At 55.9% G+C, this 22992-nt stretch carries 19 protein-coding genes; 11 read left to right on the plus strand and 8 right to left on the minus strand.

Annotation, left to right across the window (positions count from 1 at the left end; translation table 11 throughout):
• Positions 1-110: 110 nt before the first annotated feature.
• The 7 genes from Poly41_RS02035 to Poly41_RS02065 form a co-directional block, all read right to left on the minus strand.
• Positions 111-2963: a serine/threonine protein kinase gene (locus Poly41_RS02035; protein WP_197231003.1), complete on the minus strand. Its 2853-nt coding sequence runs from the start codon at positions 2961-2963 to the stop codon at positions 111-113.
• 339 nt (positions 2964-3302) lie between these two features.
• Positions 3303-3923 carry an RNA polymerase sigma factor gene (locus tag Poly41_RS02040; protein ID WP_146524244.1) on the minus strand — a complete coding sequence of 207 codons (621 nt, stop codon included), beginning with the start codon at positions 3921-3923 and terminating at the stop codon, positions 3303-3305.
• A 52-nt stretch (positions 3924-3975) separates the two neighbouring features.
• A complete protein-coding gene (locus tag Poly41_RS02045; RefSeq protein ID WP_146524245.1) occupies positions 3976-4611 on the minus strand; it encodes a hypothetical protein in 636 nt (211 codons plus the stop codon).
• 128 nt (positions 4612-4739) lie between these two features.
• Positions 4740-5558, minus strand: a complete 819-nt coding sequence (locus tag Poly41_RS02050; protein ID WP_146524246.1) for an endonuclease/exonuclease/phosphatase family protein — start codon at positions 5556-5558, stop codon at positions 4740-4742.
• Positions 5559-5579: 21 nt separating this feature from the next.
• Positions 5580-7208 carry a glycerol-3-phosphate dehydrogenase/oxidase gene (locus Poly41_RS02055; protein ID WP_146524247.1) on the minus strand — a complete coding sequence of 543 codons (1629 nt, stop codon included), beginning with the start codon at positions 7206-7208 and terminating at the stop codon, positions 5580-5582.
• Positions 7209-7340: 132 nt separating this feature from the next.
• Positions 7341-8828 carry a glycerol kinase GlpK gene (glpK, locus tag Poly41_RS02060; RefSeq protein WP_146524248.1) on the minus strand — a complete coding sequence of 496 codons (1488 nt, stop codon included), beginning with the start codon at positions 8826-8828 and terminating at the stop codon, positions 7341-7343.
• Positions 8829-8899: 71 nt separating this feature from the next.
• Positions 8900-10195, minus strand: coding sequence for a citrate synthase (locus Poly41_RS02065; protein ID WP_146524249.1), 1296 nt, complete (start codon positions 10193-10195; stop codon positions 8900-8902).
• Between the two features lie 310 nt (positions 10196-10505).
• Between Poly41_RS02065 and Poly41_RS02070 the strand changes: the two genes are divergently transcribed.
• Positions 10506-11096 (plus strand): HAD family hydrolase, encoded by a 591-nt coding sequence (locus Poly41_RS02070; protein ID WP_146524250.1) that lies wholly within the window; start codon positions 10506-10508, stop codon positions 11094-11096.
• Between the two features lie 8 nt (positions 11097-11104).
• On the opposite strand, the gene purD is transcribed toward Poly41_RS02070, so the two are convergent.
• Positions 11105-12394, minus strand: coding sequence for a phosphoribosylamine--glycine ligase (gene purD, locus Poly41_RS02075; RefSeq protein WP_146524251.1), 1290 nt, complete (start codon positions 12392-12394; stop codon positions 11105-11107).
• 553 nt (positions 12395-12947) lie between these two features.
• Here purD and Poly41_RS02080 point away from each other — a divergent pair.
• The 10 genes from Poly41_RS02080 (at position 12948) to Poly41_RS02125 (ending at position 22986) form a co-directional block, all read left to right on the plus strand.
• The gene (locus Poly41_RS02080) at positions 12948-13637 is read left to right on the plus strand and encodes a methylamine utilization protein (RefSeq protein WP_390621402.1); all 690 of its coding nucleotides are present in this window, start codon (positions 12948-12950) and stop codon (positions 13635-13637) included.
• A 284-nt stretch (positions 13638-13921) separates the two neighbouring features.
• Positions 13922-15058, plus strand: coding sequence for a cytochrome c (locus Poly41_RS02085; protein WP_231615336.1), 1137 nt, complete (start codon positions 13922-13924; stop codon positions 15056-15058).
• Positions 15055-15246, plus strand: coding sequence for a hypothetical protein (locus tag Poly41_RS02090; RefSeq protein ID WP_146524253.1), 192 nt, complete (start codon positions 15055-15057; stop codon positions 15244-15246). Before Poly41_RS02085 ends, Poly41_RS02090 begins: the two co-directional genes overlap by 4 nt.
• Complete coding sequence (locus tag Poly41_RS02095; RefSeq protein ID WP_146524254.1) at positions 15236-16270, plus strand: COX15/CtaA family protein; 1035 nt, start codon at positions 15236-15238, stop codon at positions 16268-16270. Before Poly41_RS02090 ends, Poly41_RS02095 begins: the two co-directional genes overlap by 11 nt.
• 11 nt (positions 16271-16281) lie before the next feature.
• On the plus strand, positions 16282-17379 hold the full coding sequence (gene cyoE / locus Poly41_RS02100; RefSeq protein WP_146524255.1) for a heme o synthase: 1098 nt from the start codon (positions 16282-16284) through the stop codon (positions 17377-17379).
• Entirely contained in the window at positions 17376-18344 is a 969-nt protein-coding gene (locus tag Poly41_RS02105; protein ID WP_146524256.1) for an ABC transporter ATP-binding protein, read from the plus strand. The genes cyoE and Poly41_RS02105 overlap by 4 nt, the downstream gene beginning before the upstream one ends.
• 66 nt (positions 18345-18410) lie before the next feature.
• Positions 18411-19265: an ABC transporter permease gene (locus Poly41_RS02110; RefSeq protein WP_146524257.1), complete on the plus strand. Its 855-nt coding sequence runs from the start codon at positions 18411-18413 to the stop codon at positions 19263-19265.
• Positions 19266-19355: 90 nt separating this feature from the next.
• Entirely contained in the window at positions 19356-20042 is a 687-nt protein-coding gene (locus Poly41_RS02115; protein WP_146524258.1) for an SCO family protein, read from the plus strand.
• Position 20043: 1 nt separating this feature from the next.
• A complete protein-coding gene (locus Poly41_RS02120; RefSeq protein WP_146524259.1) occupies positions 20044-20511 on the plus strand; it encodes a DUF420 domain-containing protein in 468 nt (155 codons plus the stop codon).
• A 126-nt stretch (positions 20512-20637) separates the two neighbouring features.
• Positions 20638-22986, plus strand: a complete 2349-nt coding sequence (locus tag Poly41_RS02125; RefSeq protein ID WP_146524260.1) for a BamA/TamA family outer membrane protein — start codon at positions 20638-20640, stop codon at positions 22984-22986.
• Positions 22987-22992 lie beyond the last annotated feature (6 nt).

The raw sequence follows: 22992 nt of genomic DNA on the forward strand, positions 1-22992 counted from the left end.
CTTGCACCGATTCGTCAGGCCAGGGCAGGGGGGGCAAAGCTACAGTATAACCGCCACAAATCGTGACGGAAGCACCACTTTTCACTAAGCAATGCGAGGGAAAAAATGCGTTACGGTAGCCGCTGTTTCACTGTCTCGATCGCAGCATCGATGATGGCGTAGGGATTCTGCGACAAAGTGCTTTGCTCGATATTGTGCATTTCCATGACGCTGCGCAGCTGCTGTAATCGATCGAGCGTTTCCGACGTTGGCTCAACCTTTTCGGCATAGTAGGGCAATGCGGTCGCCCAAATCCCCTCCTCCTGGCCCGATGCGACCGAATCCACCTTGCCCAATGCGAAAACGGGGATCCATGGCATGCCGCCTCCCCCCATACCACCCATACCCATCCCCATGCCCATGCCGCCCTGGAGTGTTCCTTGCTCCGAGCCATCGACGACGGGAACTCGCATCGCTTCGAGTTCGATTTCAATCTGCCGCAGCAACGTTTCGGGCGCCTTTTCCGTCAGTAGATGGAAGACGCGCTGGCTTCGGTCGGTTTCGTTGCGGAAACGGTTGTACTGGTCAGACAACAGCATCGAAGCCAACACAACCCAATCTTGATAGTCTTCATCCGATGCAGCGATTTGCGAAGCAGCAATCAGTTCAAGATCGCTCAAGGGACGCGATTGCCAAATGGCGTAGGGGTTCGATTCCATGACGGCGATGCGGCGTCCCTTTGAATCGTGAATCTCTCTCCAAGCGGCCCACGTGGGCTGGATCCGCTGATGCATGTAGGTTTCCAGCCAGGGATCGCCAACGATCGACTGATTCCGAAGAATCGTCAATGCCAAACCCGCTTCCACGCCATACTCATCCGCCGCGCTGTCCAAGGCCGACTCGCCGTCAAAGGACTGGACAGCCTCTCGCAGATGCTTTGCCAACCCATCGAGGAACTCGTTTCCGGCCGCCGTTTCCCCCTGCTGGCGAATCCAATCGGCTGCTGCAACCGATTTTTCCGGATAGCGTGTTTCCTGCTGCACTCCCTCAAAAAAGTCTTTCAGCAGCCAAAGGCAGGCGATCCGACTCTTTCGGTTACCACCGGCGAGTTCTCGATCGATCGCGACCAATCCCGGTTCTGGAAGATAGTTGGGAAAAACGTCGAGCAAAGACCTCATGTACTCCATCGAGGGTTCCCCCTCAAACGATCGCTGAAACGAACTCGCCGATGACATTCCGCCCAATCGTCGCGCCGTTTCAATCGTCGCCACCGCGTCTTCAAGACGATCGCTGTTCTCTCGCGAGAGTGTTTCGATGGCGACCATGGCTTCGCCCAGCGATTTTGCATCTTGTTCCCGTGTAAGCACCTTCCTCCATGCGTCATGGTCTTTGCCTTGGTAAATCGGGCCTTGGTCAATCGAGTTGCTCGGTGGCGAAATTTGAGTGGTGCCGAGGGCCTGTTGCACCGCCACTTCCGAGATCGTCCCGCGACCAATCGTGACGACATCATCGCTCAAGACTAAAGCGTCTCCCCCGCCCTCGATTTCGACTCGGTACGTTCCCTTCCGAAGCACGGTGCGTGTGTCGGCCTTCTTTTGGACACTCAACGTTTCGACTACCTCGTCGTCTTGCTTGATCAACACCGTCAGCCCATCCTGCTCGCTATGAATCACCAACTCGCCACGGTCGGTTTGGACTTTGATCACCAGCGCCGCCAGCAAGAGTGAGCCCGCGACAATCCCGCCGAACCACCCGCCGAACAGGCCTTTGCCGAATCGTTTGCTTGGGGGCTGTGATGCCTGATCGACGACGGACGGGACGAAGCTGGCCGGTGGACCGTCGTCCCCATCGGGTTTTCGCAATGCTTCACGTAGCACTTGTTTCAATGAGTGTGGATGACTCCGCTCCCTCAAACGCTCTGCCACATGACTGGCGTTTTCGGGACGTTGGTCTCGTTCAAGCGACAACATCTCCCTCACCAACTCGACAATTTCCGGTGGCGTCTCTTCACGAATCGCATCGAGCGGTTTTGGCGGTGTGCTGGTGATCGCCAAGACATGGGAACCGACGCCGCGAGTTCGTGAATGAGGCGGGTGGCCGGCGATCAATCGATACAACGTCGCGCCGAGCGAATAGAGATCCGCTCGCGAATCGACATCGCGGCTGTCCATCAATTGCTCGGGGGCCATGTAGCCCATCGTGCCCATCAAATGCCCGACGGTCGTCAGCCGATCGTCGAGCGTGAGAGGATCGTCGCCGGCGAGCACCAGTCCGAGGTCCAGCAGTTTGATTTGCCCGGATCGCGTCAACATCAGGTTCGAGGGTTTGATGTCGCGATGAACGAGACCAAGCTCATGAACATGAGCCAAGCCGAGCGCCGCTTGGCGAACGATTTCACAAGCGTCGGCAATCGGCAATTGCCCGACACGATGTGCGATTCGCCCGACATCCATTCCGTCCAGGTATTCCATCACCAAATAGTGCCAACCCTCTTGATGTCCTGCATCGGTCGCACGAACCACATTCGGATGTTCAAGCGCTGCGATGGTCGTCATTTCTCGCTCAAAACGATCAAGCCAACCGGGTTGGTTGACGCGTTCACGCGGCAGCAATTTGACCGCAACTTGACGCTTCAATCGTTGGTGTTCGGCCAAATAAACAGTCCCCATCCCACCGATGCCAAGGGTCCGCAGTAACCGATAGGGCCCAAGCGTTTCGCAGGGCAGGGGAGTGGTGAAGGAAAGGTTGCTCTTAGGCCGTTCCATCATACGGTTGAGTGCGACTTGGCAAGCCGATTCGGCCTGGAACGGGTCGGAAACGATTCCCGCTCCGCGATTCTCCGCAAGGTTTTCCAATTGCTCAACGGCCATCCGGCACGCGTCGCAGCGGTCCAGGTGTGAGATGGCGGAATCGAACTGCTCCTTTGGCAGTTGTCCCAACAGGACTCGGCGAAGATCCTCGTTTGCTAAGCAGTTCTGTTTCATGGCAATCATCCTGGGCTCCATACATTATGCGCAGAAAAGTGGGTGTCTCACTGGATAGCGGCACCTTGTGGGCGACTTACCGTCATTTGCTGACTTAATCTCGCACTGAGCGGCAAGGCGTTAGCCGCCGGTTATGCCCATGAAACACCGGCGGCTAGCGCCTCGCCGCTCATGAAGTGGCGTTGTCCAGCTAACAGACACAACGGAGTGATTGGACAGTGGTTGCAGTTCAGGAAGTTGGACGCGTCCGGCTTAGGAATCCCACTCCATGCACATGGTGAATGACGACCACAATTTTTCGCCTGCTCTTAACCCCATGGAATCCCACTCTGATTCCGGCTAGAGCCTGAATTCCAGCAAACCCTCCATTTCTTCTTGTAGACGCTGTAACACCCGAGCTCGCGCCTTGTAGACAGCCCATTTGCTGACCCCCATTTCCTCGGCGACGTCGATCGGTTCACGTCCCTCGATGGTTGTCTCCCAAAACATTTTCCAGGAACGGGGCTCAAAACCGTCGCGAAGCAGCTCGAGCGTTCGCCGGCGAGCGATCGCGGCGTCGGACTGCTGGTGACTCGGCGGCTCGTCACCCTCGGTGATCTCAGGAGATGGAACCTGCTGCATCGCGAGCTGAGCGTCGGTGCCGCCAGCCGCTTCCACCTGCCCTTGATTCCTCGCTCGGTCACGCAATTTGTTTCGCGTGATCGTCCATAACCAGCCACGAAAGGTCGCTTGATCACGCTGGTCATCAAAACGATGGATCGCGTTTGCGACGGCAGCAAAGGTTTCTTGCATCACGTCCGCGGCGTCGGCCGATTGGCAACCACAACGACGTGCCCAGCCGTAGACGATGGGACCGTAAACCTGAGCCAACCGCCGCCAAGCGGCTGGGTCTCCGCCGCGCGCTCGTTCGAGCATGCAAGCCGAGGTGGACGGTTCATGGGAGGAGCCGTGTGATGTCATAAAGGGTATTCTACGGTTGGTCGATGCCGCGATGTTGGAAGTCCCGCGTCGCTCACTCTTCCAAGAACCGCCACAGTGTGATCAGCGCGGCGATGATCGAGGTTGCGACGATCATCTGAAACAAGGAAAACTGCATCGGTTGTGGCGGCGTGTTGCGATCGGACAGGTCATGTTCTGCTAGGCTGGGCCAAGTCCATGACGCCACCATCATCGCCGCAGCGGCGACCATCGACAACACACCGCCATACAGCAACTTCTTCACGGGCGGCATCCACCACCAGCGCAACGAAAAGATTGCCAACACGCAGAGAAAGCTCTGCCCCCACGCTGCCGCTTTCAGAGTTTGGCCTTGACGAATCAGCAGCACCATGCGAACAAGCACGAACAGCCCCCCTGGGAAGACGAACGCAAAGAGGGCCCATCCATCATCGTCATTGTGGAAGAAAATGCCCCAGAGTGCGGTGAGGTAGATTCCGAAAAGGATCGGTAACGCGATCAGGATACGGCTGAGATTTTTCGGTCGGAACCCAACCATCGCTGCAAAGACGACGAAGGTCGTGAAGCCAAAAAAGTAGGGCCATAGAAAGAAGGTCGAATAAACCAGGCTTCCCTGGCTGACCTCTTCTTGAACCAAGGCGATCGGCCGAACCACCTGGTCTTGACAGCCGATCGAATGCGGCAGAAGCATACAACCAACCAACGAGAGAGCGGTGAGCAGATTGGACAGGGCAGTGGGAGAGACCAACGCCAGCCAAAGATTCGGTCGATCGCGTGGCCTTTCCTGCAATGGGGAAGCGGGAGTCGGATTTGAGGAAGTCAATCTTTTTCCGATCGAAGGTGTAAGGCTGCGACGACCGGGCGATGATCCGATGCGACCGGTTCGTCAATCACGTTCACTTCAACCATTTTCCAACGCGTGACCGGTGACGCAAAGATAAAGTCGATTTCAATTTTGGGGTCCGACGATGAAAAGGTAAATCGATCTTCGCGTGGTTTGGCTGCTTCGATCGACGCTTGCGCAAGCAACCGGAGTGTCCGCGAGCCGGGCTGATCGTTGAAGTCGCCAAACAAGAGGTATGGCATCGACACTTGGTCGAGATACTCGCGCAACCGCTGAGCTTGTGCGAAACGAAACCGGTCGTCAGCGACCCAGTCAAAATGGACATTCACCAGCAGCAGCGACTCGCCCGACGGCAAGCTTACTTCCACTGCCAACGCCACTCGCGGTTCATTGCCGATTGGCAGCGTGATCGATTCGGAATGCTTGATGGGGTACTTTGACAAGACCGCCAAGCCATACCGACCTCCTTGGAAATCCATGAAGGAGCCGAATGCAGGATACATCGCCAGTTGCTTTCCAAGTTCGGCGGCTTGATCCACACCGCCGCTGCGCTGCGCACGATCATCGACTTCTTGTAATCCGATGAAGTCGGCTTGCAGATTTTTTAACACCGCCGCCGTGCGGTCGAGATCGACTTTCCCATCGTTTCCCTGGCCATGCTTGATGTTGTAACTAACAATTCGCGTCACTGTCGCATCTTCGTTACCATCCGCGATCGACACGGCAGGGCAGAGGAGCGCCAGAAATGCAACCAAGACGGCAGCGAGATGGGGACCATCGAGAGGGGACTTCATGATTCGGCCAGGGAGCGCGGGTTAAGGTAATTCCGTCGGACGGCTGACCGGGGAAGTGCTGCGCGTCGGCGCAGCCTTGATGGAAGGGTTCACTTGAAAATGCGAGAGGGTGCTTTGCAACAAACTCAGCTGATCCTGAATCCACGGCTGCTCGTATCGCAACTCTTCTGCCATCAACCGTGCCGCTTCGCCCGAGATTTCTTGTGTTGCTTTGGTATCGAGGAACAAGCACCTTGTGCGTCGGGCAAGCACGTCCTCGACCGTTCTCGCCATCTCGTGGCGAACCGCCCAAACCACGTCGACAGCACGAATCGATAGCGACGGGTGCAACGGTTTTGCGAGTTCGGGGGATGCTGCAACAAGCTTCTCCATCGCGGCAAGGTCCGACCCGTAAAACGAGCGTGGCACAGTGTGATCACTTGGTGATCCCGCATGACCGTGAATCGGCAGCGTCTTCGTCGCGCAGGGACCTGCATCGAGGTTCGCATCTTTGATGACCCGGTCCAAGCAATCCTCGGCCATTTTTCGAACCGTTGTCCATTTCCCGCCGGTGATGGTGGTCAGCCCCGATCCGGAGACGCGAATCACATGATCTCGCGAAAGCGACGCCGTGCGTGAGGATTTGTCTCCTTTGACCAGTGGCCGAATGCCGGTAAAGACGCTCAACACATCTGCGGCGGTCGGTGGTTGCTCCAAATAGGCAGCGGACAGTTCGAGTAAGAAATTGATTTCCGATTGCTGGGCGACCGGTTCAAGCGTCACCTCATCGATGGGCGTGTCGGTCGTGCCGACGATCGCATGGTCGTGCCAAGGAATGATGAACAACACTCGACCATCAGGGGTTTTGGGCACCATCATTGCGGTGTCGCCCGAAAAAAACTTGCGAGGCAAGACCAGATGCGCGCCTTGACTGGCTGCGAGCATCGGTTTACATGCTGGATCATCCATTTGCCGGACCGCATCGCAAAACGGACCGGCAGCGTTGACGATCGCCTTCGAGCGGATTTCAAGCGTTTCGCCTGTTTCTTGATCGATCGCTCGGACTCGGTCGATTCGATGGGTTGGATCGTGAAGCAGCCCATCGACGGCAACGTAGTTGAGCAAGCACCCACCATGTTCGTGAGCGGTTTGAACCATGTTGATGAGCAGCCGGGTGTCATCAAATTGACCATCGTGATAGATCACACCACCAGAAACGATTCCGCGTTGCAGCGCCGGAATTTGACGTAAGGATTCCTTGGCCGAGACATTCCTTGCCTTGCCGAAGGTGTCGCTCCAGGCCAACAGGTCATAAAGCTTGAGCCCCACGCCGTAGAAAAACCGTTGCCATAGATTGCGGCACGGAATCAAAAACGGCAAGTCATGCACAAGATGGGGGGCGTTTTTGCGCAGCAGGCTGCGTTCATGAAGCGCATCACGAACGAGGGTGATGTTGCCTTGACGCAGGTAGCGCACGCCGCCGTGTACCAGCTTGGTGGAACGACTCGACGTCCCTTTTCCGAAGTCGGATTGTTCAAGCAGTAGCACATCGAGATTTCGCGTTGCCGCGTCCATGGCAACACCAACGCCGGTTGCGCCACCACCGATGACGATCAGGTCCCAAGGCGTGGTGCGGTTTCGTATTCGATCCAGTAGCGCGTCGCGATTCATCACGTTTTCATTTTGTGAAGCGGGCTATGTCTTATCCGAAGCGGGTGGTTTGCGCGAAGCAGACTGGGTATCCGTTGGTCCATCGTCCCCCAAGTTGGGAACCAGCCGGTTTCTTCTGCCGGAACTCCTCCTCTACACCTCCCATGACCGCGAACGCTCGAGAGCATCGTTCCATCGGCCTCTGCGGTGCTGGGATTCCGTAGCGGACATCGTGGGTTCAAAAACTCGATCGGTTTGCCAGACCTTGGCCAGTTCGGATCGATCGCTCCAGAACCCGCTTGCCAAGCCCGCTAAGTAGGCGGCTCCCAGTGCGGTCGTTTCGATGATTTTGGGTCGAACGACGGGGACCTGCAGGATGTCGGCTTGGAACTGCATCAACAGATTGTTTGCCGCAGCACCGCCATCGACTCGAAGTTGAGCGATCGGCCGAGTTGCATCCTCGATCATCGCATCGGCGACATCCGCGACTTGAAAAGCGATGCCTTCCAGCGCTGCGCGCGCGATATGGGCCCGCGTCGTACCGCGGCTCAGCCCCACGATCGTGCCGCGTGCGTAGGCATCCCAATGGGGCGCACCGAGCCCCGCTAACGCCGGAACGAGATAAACGCCGTCGGTGTCGGCTACGCTTGATGCCAAAGCCTCGATTTCCGACGACGAATCAATGATTCCCAGGCCATCACGCAGCCATTGAACGATCGCACCCGCGATAAAGATGCTGCCTTCCAATGCATATTGACGCTCCGAACCGGTGGTACAGGCAACACTCGTCAACAGTTTGCATCGGGAATGCAGCGGTCGCTCGCCAACATTCATCAACATGAAGCATCCGGTGCCGTAGGTGTTTTTGGCCATCCCCACCTCGGTGCAATTCTGTCCGAACAGCGCCGCTTGCTGGTCGCCGGCTGCACCTCCAATCAAAATCGATCCACCGAGCAAGCTGGCATCCGTTTCCCCATACAGGTGACTCGACGGAAAGATCTCAGGAAGCACGGGCTTGGGGATTTGAAAGAGATCCAAAAGCTCATCGTCCCACTGGCACGATTCGATGTTCATCAACATCGTCCGTGAAGCATTGCTGACATCGATTGCGTGAAGCTTTCCGCCCGTCAAATTCCAGAACAGCCAACTGTCGATGGTTCCGAAGGCCAGCTCTCCGTGTTCCGCTCGCTTTCTCACACCGGGGACGTTTTCAAGCAGCCATTGGAGTTTGGTTGCGCAAAAATAGGAATCAATCAGCAATCCAGTTTTCTGCTGCACCCGAGCGGTATGTCCGGCATCACGCAGCGCGTCGCAATGCGCTGCGGTGCGTCGGTCTTGCCAAACGATCGCAGGGTGAACGGGCTGACCGGTGCTTCGATCCCAGAGCACGGTGGTCTCACGCTGGTTCGCAATGCCAATCGCTGCGACATCCGCCGCCGCGACCCCACAATGGATCATCGCTTCGCGAGCAACGGCCAATTGGGTTTCCCAAATCTCGTTCGGATCGTGCTCGACCCAACCGGATGCAGGGTAATACTGAGTGAACTCGCGTTGGGCGGTGCCACGAATGGATCCTGAACGATCAAACACGATGGCACGAGAACTTGTCGTTCCCTGATCCAAGGATAATAGAACGCTCATGGTAGTCATCCAAGCGAGAAGAGCCAAAGTCAATTGATGTCCAACACTTCCGTGTCGAACAACAATCCTCTCTAGCGGTCTTTCATTTCAACATAGTCACGGCATTGTGGACCAACGTAAATTTGACGCGGTCGATAAATCCTGCTGTCGGTGTCGCGAACCTCTTTCCACTGTGCCATCCATCCCGGCATCCGTCCCATCGCAAACATGACGGTGTACATATTCAAGGGGATGCCGATCGTCCTGAGCAGGATTCCGGAATAGAAGTCAACATTGGGATATAATTTCCGACTCACGAAGTAGTCATCACTCAGAGCGATCTCTTCCAGCTGTTTGGCAACATCAAGAAGCGGATCGGCCCGACCATGTTTGGAGACAATCTTGGTGACTTGATCCCGAAGAATGTTGGCTCGCGGATCATAGCTCTTGTAGACCCCGTGGCCAAAACCGTAAAGCTTTTCTTCTTTGCGTTTGACACGCTCGATCAAGTCCTTAATCTTTTCGCCCGATTCGTGAATTTTCTTTAGTTGCTGCATCACGGCCACATTGGCCCCACCGTGCAGCGGCCCCCACAAAGCGCACACGCCTGCAGCGCACGACGCGAACAGATTGGCACCCGACGAGCCAACCATGCGGACCGTCGCCGTCGAGCAGTTCTGTTCATGATCGGCGTGCAGAATCAAGAACAGCGACAAGGCTCGAACGATCTCATCGGATTGCTCGTGGCGGTTCGACGGCAGCGAGAACATCAGGTGCAAGAAGTTCCGACAGTAGCTGAGCTTGGGATCCGGATACATCAAGGGTTTTCCCATCGATGTCTTGTAGGCATAGGCAGCCACCGTGCGGATTTTCGAGAGCAAGCGAGCGGCCGCGTTTTCAAACCCGACTTCGTCCTCCATCTCCATCACATCGCTGCTGTAGCATGACAACGTGTTGATCATCGATGAGAGAATCGCCATCGGATGGCCACTCGGAGGATATCCAAGGAAGGAATTGCGCATCCCTTCATGAATCATTTGATGTTCGGTCAACAACTCGCGAAAACGTGTAAGATGCTCGTCCGAGGGCAGTTCCCCGTACATCAACAGCAGTGCGGTTTCGATGAACGTCGACTTTTCGGCGAGTTGTTCGATTGGGATGCCTCGATAGCGAAGAATCCCATTCTCGCCGTCGATGTACGTGATCGCCGACTTCACGCTGCCGGTGTTTCGATACCCTTCGTCGACCGTGATCACACCCGTCTCATCGCGAAGCTTTGAAATATCGAAGCCTCGTTCATTCTCCGTTCCAACGACTGCGGGTAGCGAGATCTTTCGGTCACCAAGATCCAGTTCGTACGACTGTGGGGAATGGCTATCATGGTTCATGCGTGTTTCCTCAGCTTCAATGACTCTAAAAACCGCCTTCACTCTTTCTCAACCGTGATCGTACACGATGCGGCGCGTCGGCACAATTTTTAACGATTACTTTTTACGTTTGCTTTTCCGGTGTTCGCATTGCAAGGTGCCCAAAGCCGACACAAAGACGCCTCAATGCGGAGCGAGGGTGCGGTGCGCGGCTGCGAGCGGTATCGAGGTCGCCCGCGGAGCTGGCAGGCAGGGCTTGCAATCGCGGAGACGCAATTTAGGCTACCCAGGGAAAGCTTAGACCCAAGAAAACGACCCAGAAGGCCCCCGCGTGGACGACTACAGCCAGTACGCCGGATTGATCTTTGATTGCGACGGAACCCTTACCGATTCAATGCCGCTGCATTATGAAGCGTGGCTTGAAGCGCTCTCGCCATGCGGCATTTCTTTTTCGAAAGAAAAGTTCTATTCCATGGGGGGGATGCGAAGCGAAAAAATCGTCGAAGTTTTGGCGGCGGAACAATCGATCGAGGCGGACCCGGATCAAGTTACCGCGGTGAAAGAGGCCGCCTTTGCTCGGCGAATCCCCAACATCGAAGCTCGTGAAGACATCTGTCAACTTGCTAAAAAGTACCACGGCAGCATCCCCATCTCGGTCGCCAGCGGTGGTGACAAAGAGGGAATCAAGGCACAGCTTCAGCAGATCGATATGCTGAAGTACTTCGAGGTGATCGTCACAGCAGAGGACACGGCAAAGCACAAACCGGAACCCGATGTGTTCCTCAAGACCGCCGAACTTCTCGGGGTTCCAGCCTCGGGATGTCTGGTTTTCGAGGATTCACCGCTGGGGCTTGAAGCCGCTCGGCGAGCCTCGATGGATTGCATCGACGTTCGTGATGGCAGCTTTCACCGAGCCTCGTAGGACGGTGCTTATCGCAGTGCCTTGTCACTGATGTCCTTACGGCACCAGGCTCCTTCCCAACGGATTTCCTTAACGGCGGTGTACGCTTTCAGTTTTGCGTTGCTAATCGAGTCGCCGATCGCAGTCACGCCCAAGACACGACCACCGGCGTTGACAACACGATCCTGGTCCATGGCCGTACCGGCGTGGAAGACTTTGACATCGGGCAGTGCCGCTGCGCGGTCAAGCCCGCGAATCGTTCGTCCTTTTTCGTAGCTGCCGGGATAGCCTTCGCTCGCCATCACGACACAAATACTCGGCCGCTCGTCCCACTCGAGCGGCTCCAATTCGGCAAGTCGCCCGTCGATCGTCGCTTCGATGATATCGACCAAGTCGGTCTTCAATCGCATCAATAGCGGTTGGCATTCCGGGTCGCCGAAACGGACGTTGAATTCCAAGACCTTCGGGCCGGCCGAAGTCAGCATCATGCCGGCATACAGAACACCCTTGAACGGTCGCCTGGCGCGCTTCATGGCATGGACAACGGGCACCAACACATCGGATTGAACTTTCTCCATCATCGCTTCATCGACGATGGGCGTTGGACAATAGGCTCCCATGCCTCCGGTGTTCGGTCCTGTGTCGCCGTCATGAGCAGGTTTGTGGTCCTGCGCAGCCGGCAAGGTGACGATGGTTTCACCATCGGTGATCGCTAACACACTGGCCTCTTGCCCAAACAACCGCTCCTCAATAATCAATTCCTTGCCCGCTTCACCAAATTCACGTTGGTGGGCGATTCGGTCGATTGCCTCCAATGCTTCGCTACGCGTGTCACAGACGATGACTCCCTTGCCAGCCGCCAACCCGTCCGCCTTGATCACAACGTTGACCGGATCATTGGGCTCGCTGTATCGGTCTTTGATGTAGCGTGCCGCATCATCGGCGTTACGATAGGATCGATAGTCCGCCGTGGGGATGTCGGCAGAGTGCAGCAGGTTTTTGCAAAAAACCTTACTCCCCTCCAGTTCGGCGGCGGCTTTGCTCGGGCCGAAGACTCTCAAGCCAGCGTCTTGCATGAAATCGACCAATCCGAGCACAAGCGGCACTTCGGGCCCGACAACGGTGATGTCGATCGATTCCTGTTTGGCGAACTGGATGATTCCGGCAATGTCGTCCGCCTGGATCGGGACGTTGACCGCGTCGATTGCCGTCCCTGCGTTGCCCGGAGCGACGTAAACCTGAGCAACACGGGGACTTTGAGCGATCTTCCACGCGAGCGCATGTTCACGCCCACCACTGCCAACAACTAGAATTTTCATCAAACAACCTACATCAGTTTTCGGGCGAGTTTATCGACTCAGGATCCGTCAAAGCGGACAATCTAAAGGCTAAGCGAGATGGCTAACACCGCCCCTCACGCGAATCCTGTCTGGCAAGTCCAGGCGTCCATGAGGTGAGGCAGCATCGTTGCCCCCCAAAGCTCCACAGCGGAGAATTCCGAACGCTTATCGGCCCTTAGTGGTAGACAAGCTTCCAAAGACGAGTAGAATCTGGAGTGTCCAGCCGAAGACTGCGGTTCTTTCATCCTGATTTCTGCCCCACCTCCCAGGGATGGCACATTCTTCGCCAATGACTAATTTTTCTATGGGCGGCGACTGGAGAGATCCACCACTCTCATTCTCAGTCGTCGCCTTCTTCGTTTCCCCCCCGTCGAAAACACCCTACAATGGGTTTTCGTCAACAGGCGTTCCCCTTGCCCCTCTGAGAATTTGATACAGGAGATTTGTCTTGAAAATTTGCACCTCTCGATTCCTTGGTCTTTTTATCCTTGTCGCAGCGCTTCCGTCGCTCCTTGACGCTGCCGATTTGAAGATGCGTTTCGAGTATGCAGGCGTACCCAAGGATCCGGCACTGCTCCAAGTCAATAAGGATGTTGAGTATTGCGGGAAGCACATGCTCAAAAACGAGCGACTGCTTGTGAATCCGGACAATAAAGGAGTGAAGGACGTTGTGGTGTATGTCTACACCGGGCGCGGCGGTTCAAAGTTGGACGATGTGCCTGCTGCGAATACCAAGCATGTTTTGGCGAACGACAAGTGCCGCTTCGAACCCCATATCGTGCTCGCGCAAACCGGTGATACGCTGGAAATCACGAATCCCGATCCGGTTGGGCACAATGCCAACCTCAACTTTTTCAAGAATGCAGCTCAAAACTTTCTGATCCCAGCGGGTGGGTCCAAGACCGTTGACTTGAAGGAAGAAGAACCTGCTCCGATTCCAGTCGATTGCAACATTCACCCTTGGATGCGAGCCTACGTGGTGGTGTTGGAGCATCCGTTTGTTGCCAAGAGTGACGAAAATGGTGAACTCGTCATCAAAGGACTGCCCGAAGGCGAAGAGCTAACGTTTCGCGTTTATCACGAAGCGGGTCGGATTGATGAAGTGACGGTCAATGGCAAGGTAGAAACGTGGTCGCGAAGCCGATTCGACCAAGAAATCAAAGCAGGCGAAAACGACATGGGCACGGTCGTGATTCCCGTCGGCGCGCTCAGCTACGACTGATTGCTTCTGAACAGATCGTTTCAGGAACTTCCCCGCCTTGATGAAATGGGAAGTTCCCGTCACACCCCACCGTCACACCCCAATGGAGTGGGAGTGGTGCGACAATTCGACCTCGTTTACGAAGCCCTACCTTTTGCGGTTTAATAGGCACATACTCGCCATCATCCTTCCTCGCCCGTGCCATGTATCGCTTTCGTTTCCACGTTGTGTCGCTCATCCTTGTCGTCCTCTGCGGTGGTTGCGACTCTAAAATCGATCGGTTCGATCCCAACCGCCTCTATGCGATGACACTTGAACGTAGCCGATCGATGCCGATGGATGCGGCGTTGTCCGATACGTCGACCGCAATTGACGATCTTTTTGGCACGCCTGACGAACCTCGTTGGCCAGTCGATTTGCTTGAAGAGTCGGTTGCCGGGCTTGTCGATTCCAAGCGACTCAGCCAAGCGGCTGGCCCGGTATTGAGCCTGCAAGACGGGACGCAGCACGGTTTGTATCGCGAGCATTGTGCCGTGTGTCACGGACTTTCGGGCAACGGCAATGGGCCTGCTTCGTTGGTCCAAGACCCTTACCCGCGAGATTTTCGCCACGGCGTCTTCAAATGGAAATCAACGGAGCGAAACGCCCCCCCCACTCGTGACGATTTGGCCGAGCGCATTCGTCTTGGGATTGCAGGCACCGCGATGCCAGCGTATCCGCTGCTGAGCAACAAGGAACTCGATTGCATTGTCGACTATGTGATTTACCTGTCGATCCGAGGCGAGGTCGAACGTGAGTTATTGGCGGCGGCCGTTGACGAAATGGGCTACGAAGAAGAACCACCCGAGGAGGAATTGCGGTTAAGGGTCCCTTCCGCCGAAGCGGACGAGTCGCTGACCGAGGGCGAAGAAGTGACGCTAGAAATCCTTGGGGACATCGTCGGCCAATGGGCGGAGGCAGACGAGTTTGTCCTTGATGTTCCTGCACCACCCCACGGGAAACCGACGGCATCCGATTTGGCGAAATCGATCGAGCGTGGCCGCGAACTCTTTCATGGTCAAATTGCCAATTGTGTTGGATGTCACGACGAAAATGGGATTGGCCAAACGATCACGCTCGACTACGACGATTGGTCGAAAGAGTATTCCTCTCGAATTGGGTTGACCCCCTCGGATGCCGAGGACATGAAACCGTTTCGTGATGCGGGCGCCATGATGCCGCGACGCATCATCCCTCGCACACTCAAAGATGGAGTCTTCCACGGTGGCGGTGATGCGGAAACCTTGTACCGCCGCATCGTCGTCGGCATCGCGGGAACTCCGATGCCAGGAATCGATGTGGTCGAAACCGAAAGCAACCGTGGTTTGACCGAAAACCAGGTTTGGGATTTGGTGCGGTATGTTCAGTCGTTTGCAACACAAAGCAGCGAGGAACAGCGATGAATCGGGACAACTATCGTTCGATCGGCGCGATCCTTGGCATCACGATCGGGATCCTTGCCATGTTCTCCCTTCGTTTGGATGGACTATTGGCCGGGTTTGTTTTCGGTGCCGGAGGTGCCGTGCTCGGAGGGATGCTCGGCGAGCGAATTTTTGCATGGCGAAAGACGCGAGGGCCTGATGGGCACTGAATTGGCACGAGACAAACAGCTTGACGCTGCTAGCACTTCATCGCGAACCGTTCACCGCTTGGCAGTGTTGACGGTGGTGTTGATCTGGCCCCTGATTTGGGTCGGCGGCTTGGTAACGACCTACGATGCCGGAATGGCTGTCCCCGATTGGCCAAACACCTTCGGCTACAATTTGTTTCTCTACCCCTACAAAACGTGGCTGCTGGGACCGTTCGACTTGTTCATCGAGCATGGTCACCGACTGCTCGGAGCCTTGGTGGGATTCACAGCCATCGGGCTAGTGGTTTCCGCGGCGATGACGGAAAACCGTCGCTGGGTCAAGATCTTGTCGGTCGTGATTCTGCTCTTGGTGATCATCCAAGGCGGGCTCGGTGGCATTCGTGTGATGCTCAGCGACCGTGTGTTTGCGATGATCCATGGCAGCACGGCGCCGCTTGTTTTCGCGATCGCAGTCGCGGGTGCGGTCGTGACGAGTCGTTGGTGGCGGAAATACGCCAGCGACAGCGAGCAGGGCGACTCCGCTGCGGCGAGCTTCGACCTTCCGAAGGTGCCGATCGGGGCGATTGCGGTTACCGTGATCTTGCTGGTGACTTGTTACATCCAGCTTGTGGTGGGGGCGAAAATCCGCCATCTGCAGCCGACGGATTCATCCACCTGGTTTCTGTATCTCGTCTGGATTCATGTGATTTCGGCCTTCGTGATCTGGATCTTGACTGCCGTCGTGTGGCAACGGCTGCGGGGGTGCGGCGATTTGTCGCTCTCACGTAATGGGACCCTTTTGGTTGGATTGACCGCGATCCAGGTTTTGCTGGGAATTGTCACCTGGGTCGTCAATTACGGTTGGCCATCCTTCCTAAAGTGGTTTCCAGGGGCGTCAGGGCATCTCGTTGAGTCGAAAAACTATGTCGATGCCTGGCTGGTTACGGCGCATGTTGCGACCGGTCCGCTGATTCTTGCGATGTCAACGGTGGTTTTCTTGCGTATACTGCGAGTCCGTTACCTGAGCCGGCACTCTTCTCACTAACAGTTCTGCCCATGTCGACTGATGCCTTCCTCGCTGATCCCGCTGCCGCTGCGCCGGCTTTGCGCTCTGCGTCGGCTTCACGCGATGCGATGGTAGGGAACCCAGAAGAAGACGACCGGGATCGCAAGCCTTCCACGCTTGTTGGCGAAGCAGGGCAGGGCAGTCGGGACCGCAGCGTATCATCAAAGCATCCAGCCTTGGTCCAATCGTCGACATCGATCAAGGCGCCCCTCTCGATCAAGGCAGTCGCTTCGGACTATGTCCAGCTGACCAAACCGCGGATCGTGACGATGATTTTGGTCACCACGGTCGCTTCGTCCGCGATCGCCGCGGGCGGTATGATCCCAACCCTTGATTTGGCCTGGCTGTTGGCAGGCACCGGGATGGTTGCCGCCAGCGCGGGTGCGGCAAACCAAATCTGGGAACGAGTGATTGATTGCAACATGCTGCGAACCGCCACCCGACCGTTGCCCGATCGGCGGATATCGGTTTCGGCGGCGACAATCTACACCGCAATCTTGGGTCTCTTCGGCACGGCCATTCTTTGGTTTCGCTTCGGTCCCGAACCTGCCGCGGCTGGTGCAGCGACGTGGCTGCTTTACGTTCTCGTTTACACACCGATGAAGACACGCACCTCACACAACACGTCGGTGGGCGCGGTAGCCGGTGCATTGCCGGTGTTGATCGGTTACACCGCTGCGGGCGGCAGCGTGACGGATTGGACCGGTTGGCTGTTGTTTGGCATTTTGGCCGCTTGGCAGTATCCACATTTCATGGCAATTGCTTGGCTCTACCGACGACAGTATGCCGAGGCCGGTTTTTGTATGTCGACGACGGTCGACCCCAGTGGTAGGTCCGCGGGCTGGCAAAGCATTGCGGGCGCCATCGCGATCCTCGTTTGCGGTGTGGCACTTTGTCTTATCCCCGAGGGGGTGCTCGGTGGAATGATGGCGTCACTCGCGATTGTGGCCGCGTGTCTTCCGATGCTCAAAGCGTCCCTCCGTTTTGCCACGTCGCCCGATGACCAAATTGCCCGAAAGCTACTACGCAGTTCGCTTCTGGTGCTGCCGGCGGTGCTGCTTGTTGTTACCGTGCGAGTCTTAGCGTGAGTAGTAATCTGAAACAACCCGTGCCTGAAACGGAGGATCACGTCCAGGCATCGGAACCGGTTTGTGTTGCGAGTGGTCTTCGTCACACCTATGTCGATCATGAAGCCCTCAAGGGGGTCGATCTCAAAACCCACGCGGGTGAGATCGTGACGCTGCTCGGCCCAAACGGGAGTGGCAAAACGACATTGTTTCGCTTGTTATCGACGCTGATGCCGATTCAACATGGCACGGTTCGCATTGCTGGCTACGACAGCTACACGAACCCGTTAGCGGTACGCCGCCAATTAGGGATCGTGTTTCAAGCCCCCAGCTTGGATAACAAATTGACGGTTGATGAGAACATCGCCTGTCAAGGTGCTCTGTACGGCATGACCGGCAAGGTGCTTGAACGACGACGAGATGAACTGCTCGAACAACTGAAAATCACGAATCGCCGCAAGGATTATTGCGAAACGCTATCAGGTGGCTTGAAACGGCGAGTCGAGTTGGTCAAGGGCATGCTTCACGAGCCAAAGCTGTTGTTGCTTGACGAGCCGAGCACCGGTTTGGATCCTGGCGCAAGATTGGATCTTTGGGCGGCCGTTCGTGAGATGGCGGACGAGGGCACCTCCGTGCTGCTGACCACGCATCTCCTTGAAGAAGCCGACAAGGCCGATCGCGTTGTGATCCTGCACAATGGGCAGCAGGTCGAGGAAGGCACGCCTTCTCAATTGCGATCAAAACTTGGCAAGGGAGTGGTCACGATTGAAGCGGAGGATGTTGCCGCTGCCGAGCGGGTTCTACGCAATGAACTTGGGCTCGATCCGCAGCGGCTGCATCACCAGTTGCGATTGCAAAGTGACACGCCCGCCGAATTGGTGCCTTTGATTTCCGATCGATTAGGGCACCTCCTGCAAGCGATTACGATTGGGCGGCCGAGTCTGGAAGATGTATTCATTGCCAAGACAGGACACAAGTTTCACTAAGCAACGCGAGGCTAGGCCATTCGTTGCAATTCAAGCTGCCTCAAGGCGGGACGCCAACAAACCAAAATGAGCACGATCACGACAAGCGATCCGACGCCTGGTTCCACGACCGCGTCAGCTGGTTTTGCTGCCGCATGGATGCTCGCACGTCGAGAATGGACTCGTTTCTTTCGTCAACGAAACCGCGTGACGGCAGCGATCGTTCAACCCTTGCTGTTTTGGCTGCTGTTTGGCACCGGGCTACGAGGTTCCTTTACCGGAGCGGGCGATCAAAGCTTTATCGAGTTCTTTTTACCGGGAACCGTGGGGTTGATCCTGTTGTTCACCGCCATTTTTGCGACGATCTCGGTGATCGAAGATCGTCGTGAAGGCTTCATGCAATCGGTTCTGGTTTCCCCCGTGGGGCGTTGGCCTGTGCTCGCGGGTAAAGTTCTGGGTGGGAGTGCAATTGCTTGGGTCCAAGCGTTGTTCTTTCTTTTGCTCGTCTACGTCTTCGGTGCGGCAACGGTGGGATGGACGATTGTGCCTCTGATGCTTTTATTGGCAATCGTCGCGGCTGGCATGTGTTCGCTCGGCATGATCGTGGCGTGGCCGATGGACTCGACGCAAGGGTTTCATGCGATCATGATGCTCGGGCTCATGCCGATGTGGCTGTTAAGCGGATCGTTCTTTCCGATCCCTGCCTGGAGCGATTCGAGCTTCGGACAGATGATTCTGGGCGGGATCATGCGAATCAATCCGCTCAGCTATGCCATGGTTGAGATGCGACGATTGATCTACCCGGAAGTCGATTTTTCGGCGGCCGGATTTGCGCCGTCAAGCATGGTGTGCTGGAGCGTGACACTGCTCGCGACCATCGTGATCAGCATCCTTGCCTGGCGGCTGGTACGAGGTAGTCGAAGCGTGGATGTTTTGGTCTAGTGAACTTGACTACAATGTGGTTTCCATTTCTCGCGACCCCATCGGACACCTCAATTTCGATTTCTATTCCTTAGCACGAAAAAAATCATCATGCGAACCACCATCAACATCGTCTTGATCCTTCTGGCTGCGGTCATGGTCGGCCTTGGGATTCGAACCATGAAGAGCGCTGCGGATCATGGTGAGTCTTCGGAGCCGATTGAGGTTTTTAGCAATAGCGTTTCGCCGACCGACTTTGTCGAGGACGACTCGGACAGCGTCAATGCGATTCCGAGTCACCCACCGGAAGATGAGGCATGGTTGAGCCGGTTCGAATTGATCGAGCGCAGTGGCGAGAAGGTGAGCAGTGAAGAACTCCTCGGTCAGCCCTACGTCGTCAGCTTCTTCTACAGCACCTGTCCAAGCATTTGCATTCGGCAAAACCAGAAGTTGAAGGAGTTGCAGGACGAGTTTGAAGGGCAGGGCGTTCGCTTTGTCGCGATTTCGGTGGATCCGGAAACGGACACGCCGGAACAGCTTCGTGAGTATGCGGCAAGGTTTGGGGCCGACGAGAAGCAATGGCTGTTCATGACCGGTGATTTGACTTACATCCGCCGCATCGGTGCGGAAATCTATCGCTTACCTGTTGATAAGCAGTTTCATTCGGAACGATTCGTGTTGGTGGATTCGAAGGGCGAAATTGAGGGCTTTTACAGCTGGCCTGAGAAACCGCAATTCGAAAAGCTGAAACAGACCATTCGCGAAATGATTGAGTTTAGCTCGCAGGAGGATTCCTAGCGTGTCTTGGCAGTTCCTAGCCGATAACCTCCCTCACGCGACCGCGTCGCTCAATGCGATCGCAATCGTGTTGCTGGCGATGGGACTGGTGAAAATACGCCAGGGCAGGGCACGTGTTCATAAGAAACTGATGCTCTCGGCACTGATGGTCAGTGCATTATTCTTGGCGTTGTACTTGCTGCATAAAGTTGCTCTGTATGAAACCACCGGTGAACCGAACAAGCGGTTTCCGACGGACCCTGCGGTGGCGACCGATGCCGCCCGCTATACCTACTTTGCCATTCTCGGTACGCATCTGATCCTCGCGATGGCGGTCCCCTTCTTGGCGTTGCGTGCCGTCTATCTGGCGATGAAAGGACGGATCGTCGCTCACAAACGACTGGTGAAGTACGCCTATCCTGTCTGGATGTACGTCTCGGTGACCGGTGTGTTGGTTTATCTGATGCTGTATCAGATCTACGCCGTCTGAAATGACGGCACCCGCCGTGGTGTCCGAAGCGGTCTCGACAACACAATTGATCTTTCACTTTGCTATTGGCCCCCATCTGGATTTCTGTGAAACTCACGCGGAATCATGCTGCTTTGGGAGATGCAAATGTGTGCTTTGAATCGATGGATTGTCGTGACCACTCTGGTGCTCGTTCGCTCTGCGGTGGGGCTACCGGACGACTTGCCGACGAGGCAGCCGGAATCGAAATCACCAGCAAGCGTCGTTTCGTTCGACGGCAATCGGTCGTTTTCCGCTTCCGAACTACGGGATTCGCTCAACCGTGATTCATCGTTCCTGCTCGCCTGCCATCCACTGGGTGATCCGGACGCCTTGGCATCGGTGATCGAGCAGCGGCTGACGGCTGGCTATCGCACGTCGGGGTTCGCGGAGGTAGCGATTCGCTGCCAGCGTGACGTCTCGGGCGAAACATGGAACGTCGCAATCGACGAAGGAAAGCAATATCGATGTGGTCGTGTCCTAATACGAGGCGCGCAGCAGATGGACGTTTCCAAATTGCGACAACGATTGACTGAGCCCTATCCCAATGAGGATACGTTCGCATCGTTCGTTGTGGTCAACGGCGAAACCCAAACGCGTTGGGTTGACGAAAAGGGTAAGCAGGCCGACTTGGAAGACCCCGTGTGGAAGATCGGTGAACCGGTCAAGCTTGACAAGGAACGGGCACTCAGCCGTGCCTGCCAGACCGCGATCTCCGATCTCGGCTTTTCGGGTTCACTCAATACGGTAAGCATCCAATGTGATCCCGATACCGAAACGGCAAGCATGATCGTTGACATCATCAACGAGGGTGAGCCGACACGCATCGCCGAAATCGATATCGATGGACTTTATGAGTATTCGCCTGCCTCCGTAGCAAAGTACTTAGGCGTCAAATCGGGCGATGCGGTTAACCGCGAGATCATGCAGGAGTTCACCCGTCGACTTTGGCAAAGTGGTCGTTTCAAAAATCAGAATGTCCGATTTGAGATGGCTTCGGGATCAACCCTAAGCGTCCGTGTCGAGGAAATCGCGGGGGTGCCCGGATTGGACCAAGCGTTGAGTGAGAATGCCAAGGTGTTTTTGAGAGCAGGCCAATGGGTGGCCGAAGCGATCGCACGCGGTGACGACATGGAAATCGTCTCTTCGCTTCAGGGCTACTCGTTTCGATTGATTCAGTCAACGCAAGGCTTGCTGGCCGAGGCGAAGGGGCCGAGTCACGAGAAGTTGTCTCTATTGGTGGACGCCGAGCAACTCTTATTTAACCACTCGAGCCATCCCCAAATGCTTCGCTTCTCTCCCGCAGCCGCCGGTGGGTATATCAAGTACGGGCTCAGTATCGGTGCGGCATCCGATTCAACCCAATACCAGAGTCTTAACTTCAATGGTTCGATCGGAGGTCCGTTGGAAGCTGGCGATAGCCCCCTGCAATTCGTTTGTTCAAACAGCCCCTCGGACTGGTTGCCGTTCGCTTTCAAGGAAGACTCGGATTTTCAAATGCGTGATGGCCAGCTTGTTACCCAACACGAAGCCGTCACGCTCGCAATCGATGTCGATTCGGGAAGGATTGACCAATGGACCTCCGAGATGGGGGCAACGCGATTTGTTTCGGGAGCTTTTGAAGCGGCCCGACAATCACTGTTGGAGCAGGTCGCAACGAAACCGAATGCGTTCGATTCGTTGCGGCCGTTGAGTTCATCGCTTAGCTACCTATTGAGCGAACCGGTTGTCGACTTTTCGCTAACGCTTGCGGCACATCAAGAAGAACCGATCACGCCGATCGATCCCGAGTTGGTTTCGGCGATTCGAAAATTGGTCGAGGGTGGTGTGCTGGGCATCGGCGATGCGTTTGTGGTGTCGCTGCAACAGCAGAACCGATCCAAACGTTTTGTGATTCCCAATGACGAAAAGCCGCCGAAGGATTGGAAACAGATTGCTTTGCGATGGGTGGGCCAAGGAATCGTTCGCTATGCGCCCGATCTGTTCGCAGAAGAAACCTGGCCGATGCAATTGGCTCGGCAAACCGGTTTCATCGCGATGGGGTCGACCGAGCACACGCAAGAACTGCTGGCGAGGTTGTTGCGTGACGAAAACAACGGTCCGCTGTGCTATGCATCGGCCGCGATCTTGTTGTCCTATGTCAGTCAAGATGCAGCAAAGGTCTTTGCGAAACGATCGCTCGACGTGATGAACCTCGACGCGTTCCAAAGAGATTTTGAGACGCTTCAAGCTGCGACGCCTGTGTCGGCTGCGGCGAAGATGATGTCGAGCCTGCAACGGTTGAATTCCTCAGAAGTCGAGGCCCTGGGTCGGTGCTGCAAGGATGATTCCAAGCGAGATTGGCTACACTTGTTGTACGAGTTCTCGCAGTTACAGGCTACCGATGAAGCCTCGTTCGTCTACCAAATGGCCGAAGAGCCACTGCGAGAATCGATGCGGCGGACGTTGGAACGCTAAGCGGGC

Source organism: Novipirellula artificiosorum (assembly GCF_007860135.1).
Lineage (GTDB): Bacteria > Planctomycetota > Planctomycetia > Pirellulales > Pirellulaceae > Novipirellula_A > Novipirellula_A artificiosorum.

Excerpts from the sequence above, each read along its gene's own strand:
- cyoE (WP_146524255.1), top strand. The coding sequence starts at position 16,282 with ATGTCGACTGATGCCTTCCTCGCTGATCCCGCTGCCGCTGCGCCGGCT.
- purD (WP_146524251.1), bottom strand. The coding sequence starts at position 12,394 with ATGAAAATTCTAGTTGTTGGCAGTGGTGGGCGTGAACATGCGCTCGCG.
- Poly41_RS02090 (WP_146524253.1), top strand. The coding sequence starts at position 15,055 with ATGAATCGGGACAACTATCGTTCGATCGGCGCGATCCTTGGCATCACG.
- Poly41_RS02035 (WP_197231003.1), bottom strand. The coding sequence starts at position 2,963 with ATGAAACAGAACTGCTTAGCAAACGAGGATCTTCGCCGAGTCCTGTTG.
- Poly41_RS02125 (WP_146524260.1), top strand. The coding sequence starts at position 20,638 with ATGTGTGCTTTGAATCGATGGATTGTCGTGACCACTCTGGTGCTCGTT.
- Poly41_RS02115 (WP_146524258.1), top strand. The coding sequence starts at position 19,356 with ATGCGAACCACCATCAACATCGTCTTGATCCTTCTGGCTGCGGTCATG.
- Poly41_RS02095 (WP_146524254.1), top strand. The coding sequence starts at position 15,236 with ATGGGCACTGAATTGGCACGAGACAAACAGCTTGACGCTGCTAGCACT.
- glpK (WP_146524248.1), bottom strand. The coding sequence starts at position 8,828 with ATGAGCGTTCTATTATCCTTGGATCAGGGAACGACAAGTTCTCGTGCC.
- Poly41_RS02065 (WP_146524249.1), bottom strand. The coding sequence starts at position 10,195 with ATGAACCATGATAGCCATTCCCCACAGTCGTACGAACTGGATCTTGGT.
- Poly41_RS02045 (WP_146524245.1), bottom strand. The coding sequence starts at position 4,611 with ATGCTTCTGCCGCATTCGATCGGCTGTCAAGACCAGGTGGTTCGGCCG.
- Poly41_RS02080 (WP_390621402.1), top strand. The coding sequence starts at position 12,948 with ATGCGTTTCGAGTATGCAGGCGTACCCAAGGATCCGGCACTGCTCCAA.
- Poly41_RS02050 (WP_146524246.1), bottom strand. The coding sequence starts at position 5,558 with ATGAAGTCCCCTCTCGATGGTCCCCATCTCGCTGCCGTCTTGGTTGCA.
- Poly41_RS02085 (WP_231615336.1), top strand. The coding sequence starts at position 13,922 with ATGACACTTGAACGTAGCCGATCGATGCCGATGGATGCGGCGTTGTCC.
- Poly41_RS02055 (WP_146524247.1), bottom strand. The coding sequence starts at position 7,208 with ATGAATCGCGACGCGCTACTGGATCGAATACGAAACCGCACCACGCCT.
- Poly41_RS02110 (WP_146524257.1), top strand. The coding sequence starts at position 18,411 with ATGAGCACGATCACGACAAGCGATCCGACGCCTGGTTCCACGACCGCG.
- Poly41_RS02040 (WP_146524244.1), bottom strand. The coding sequence starts at position 3,923 with ATGACATCACACGGCTCCTCCCATGAACCGTCCACCTCGGCTTGCATG.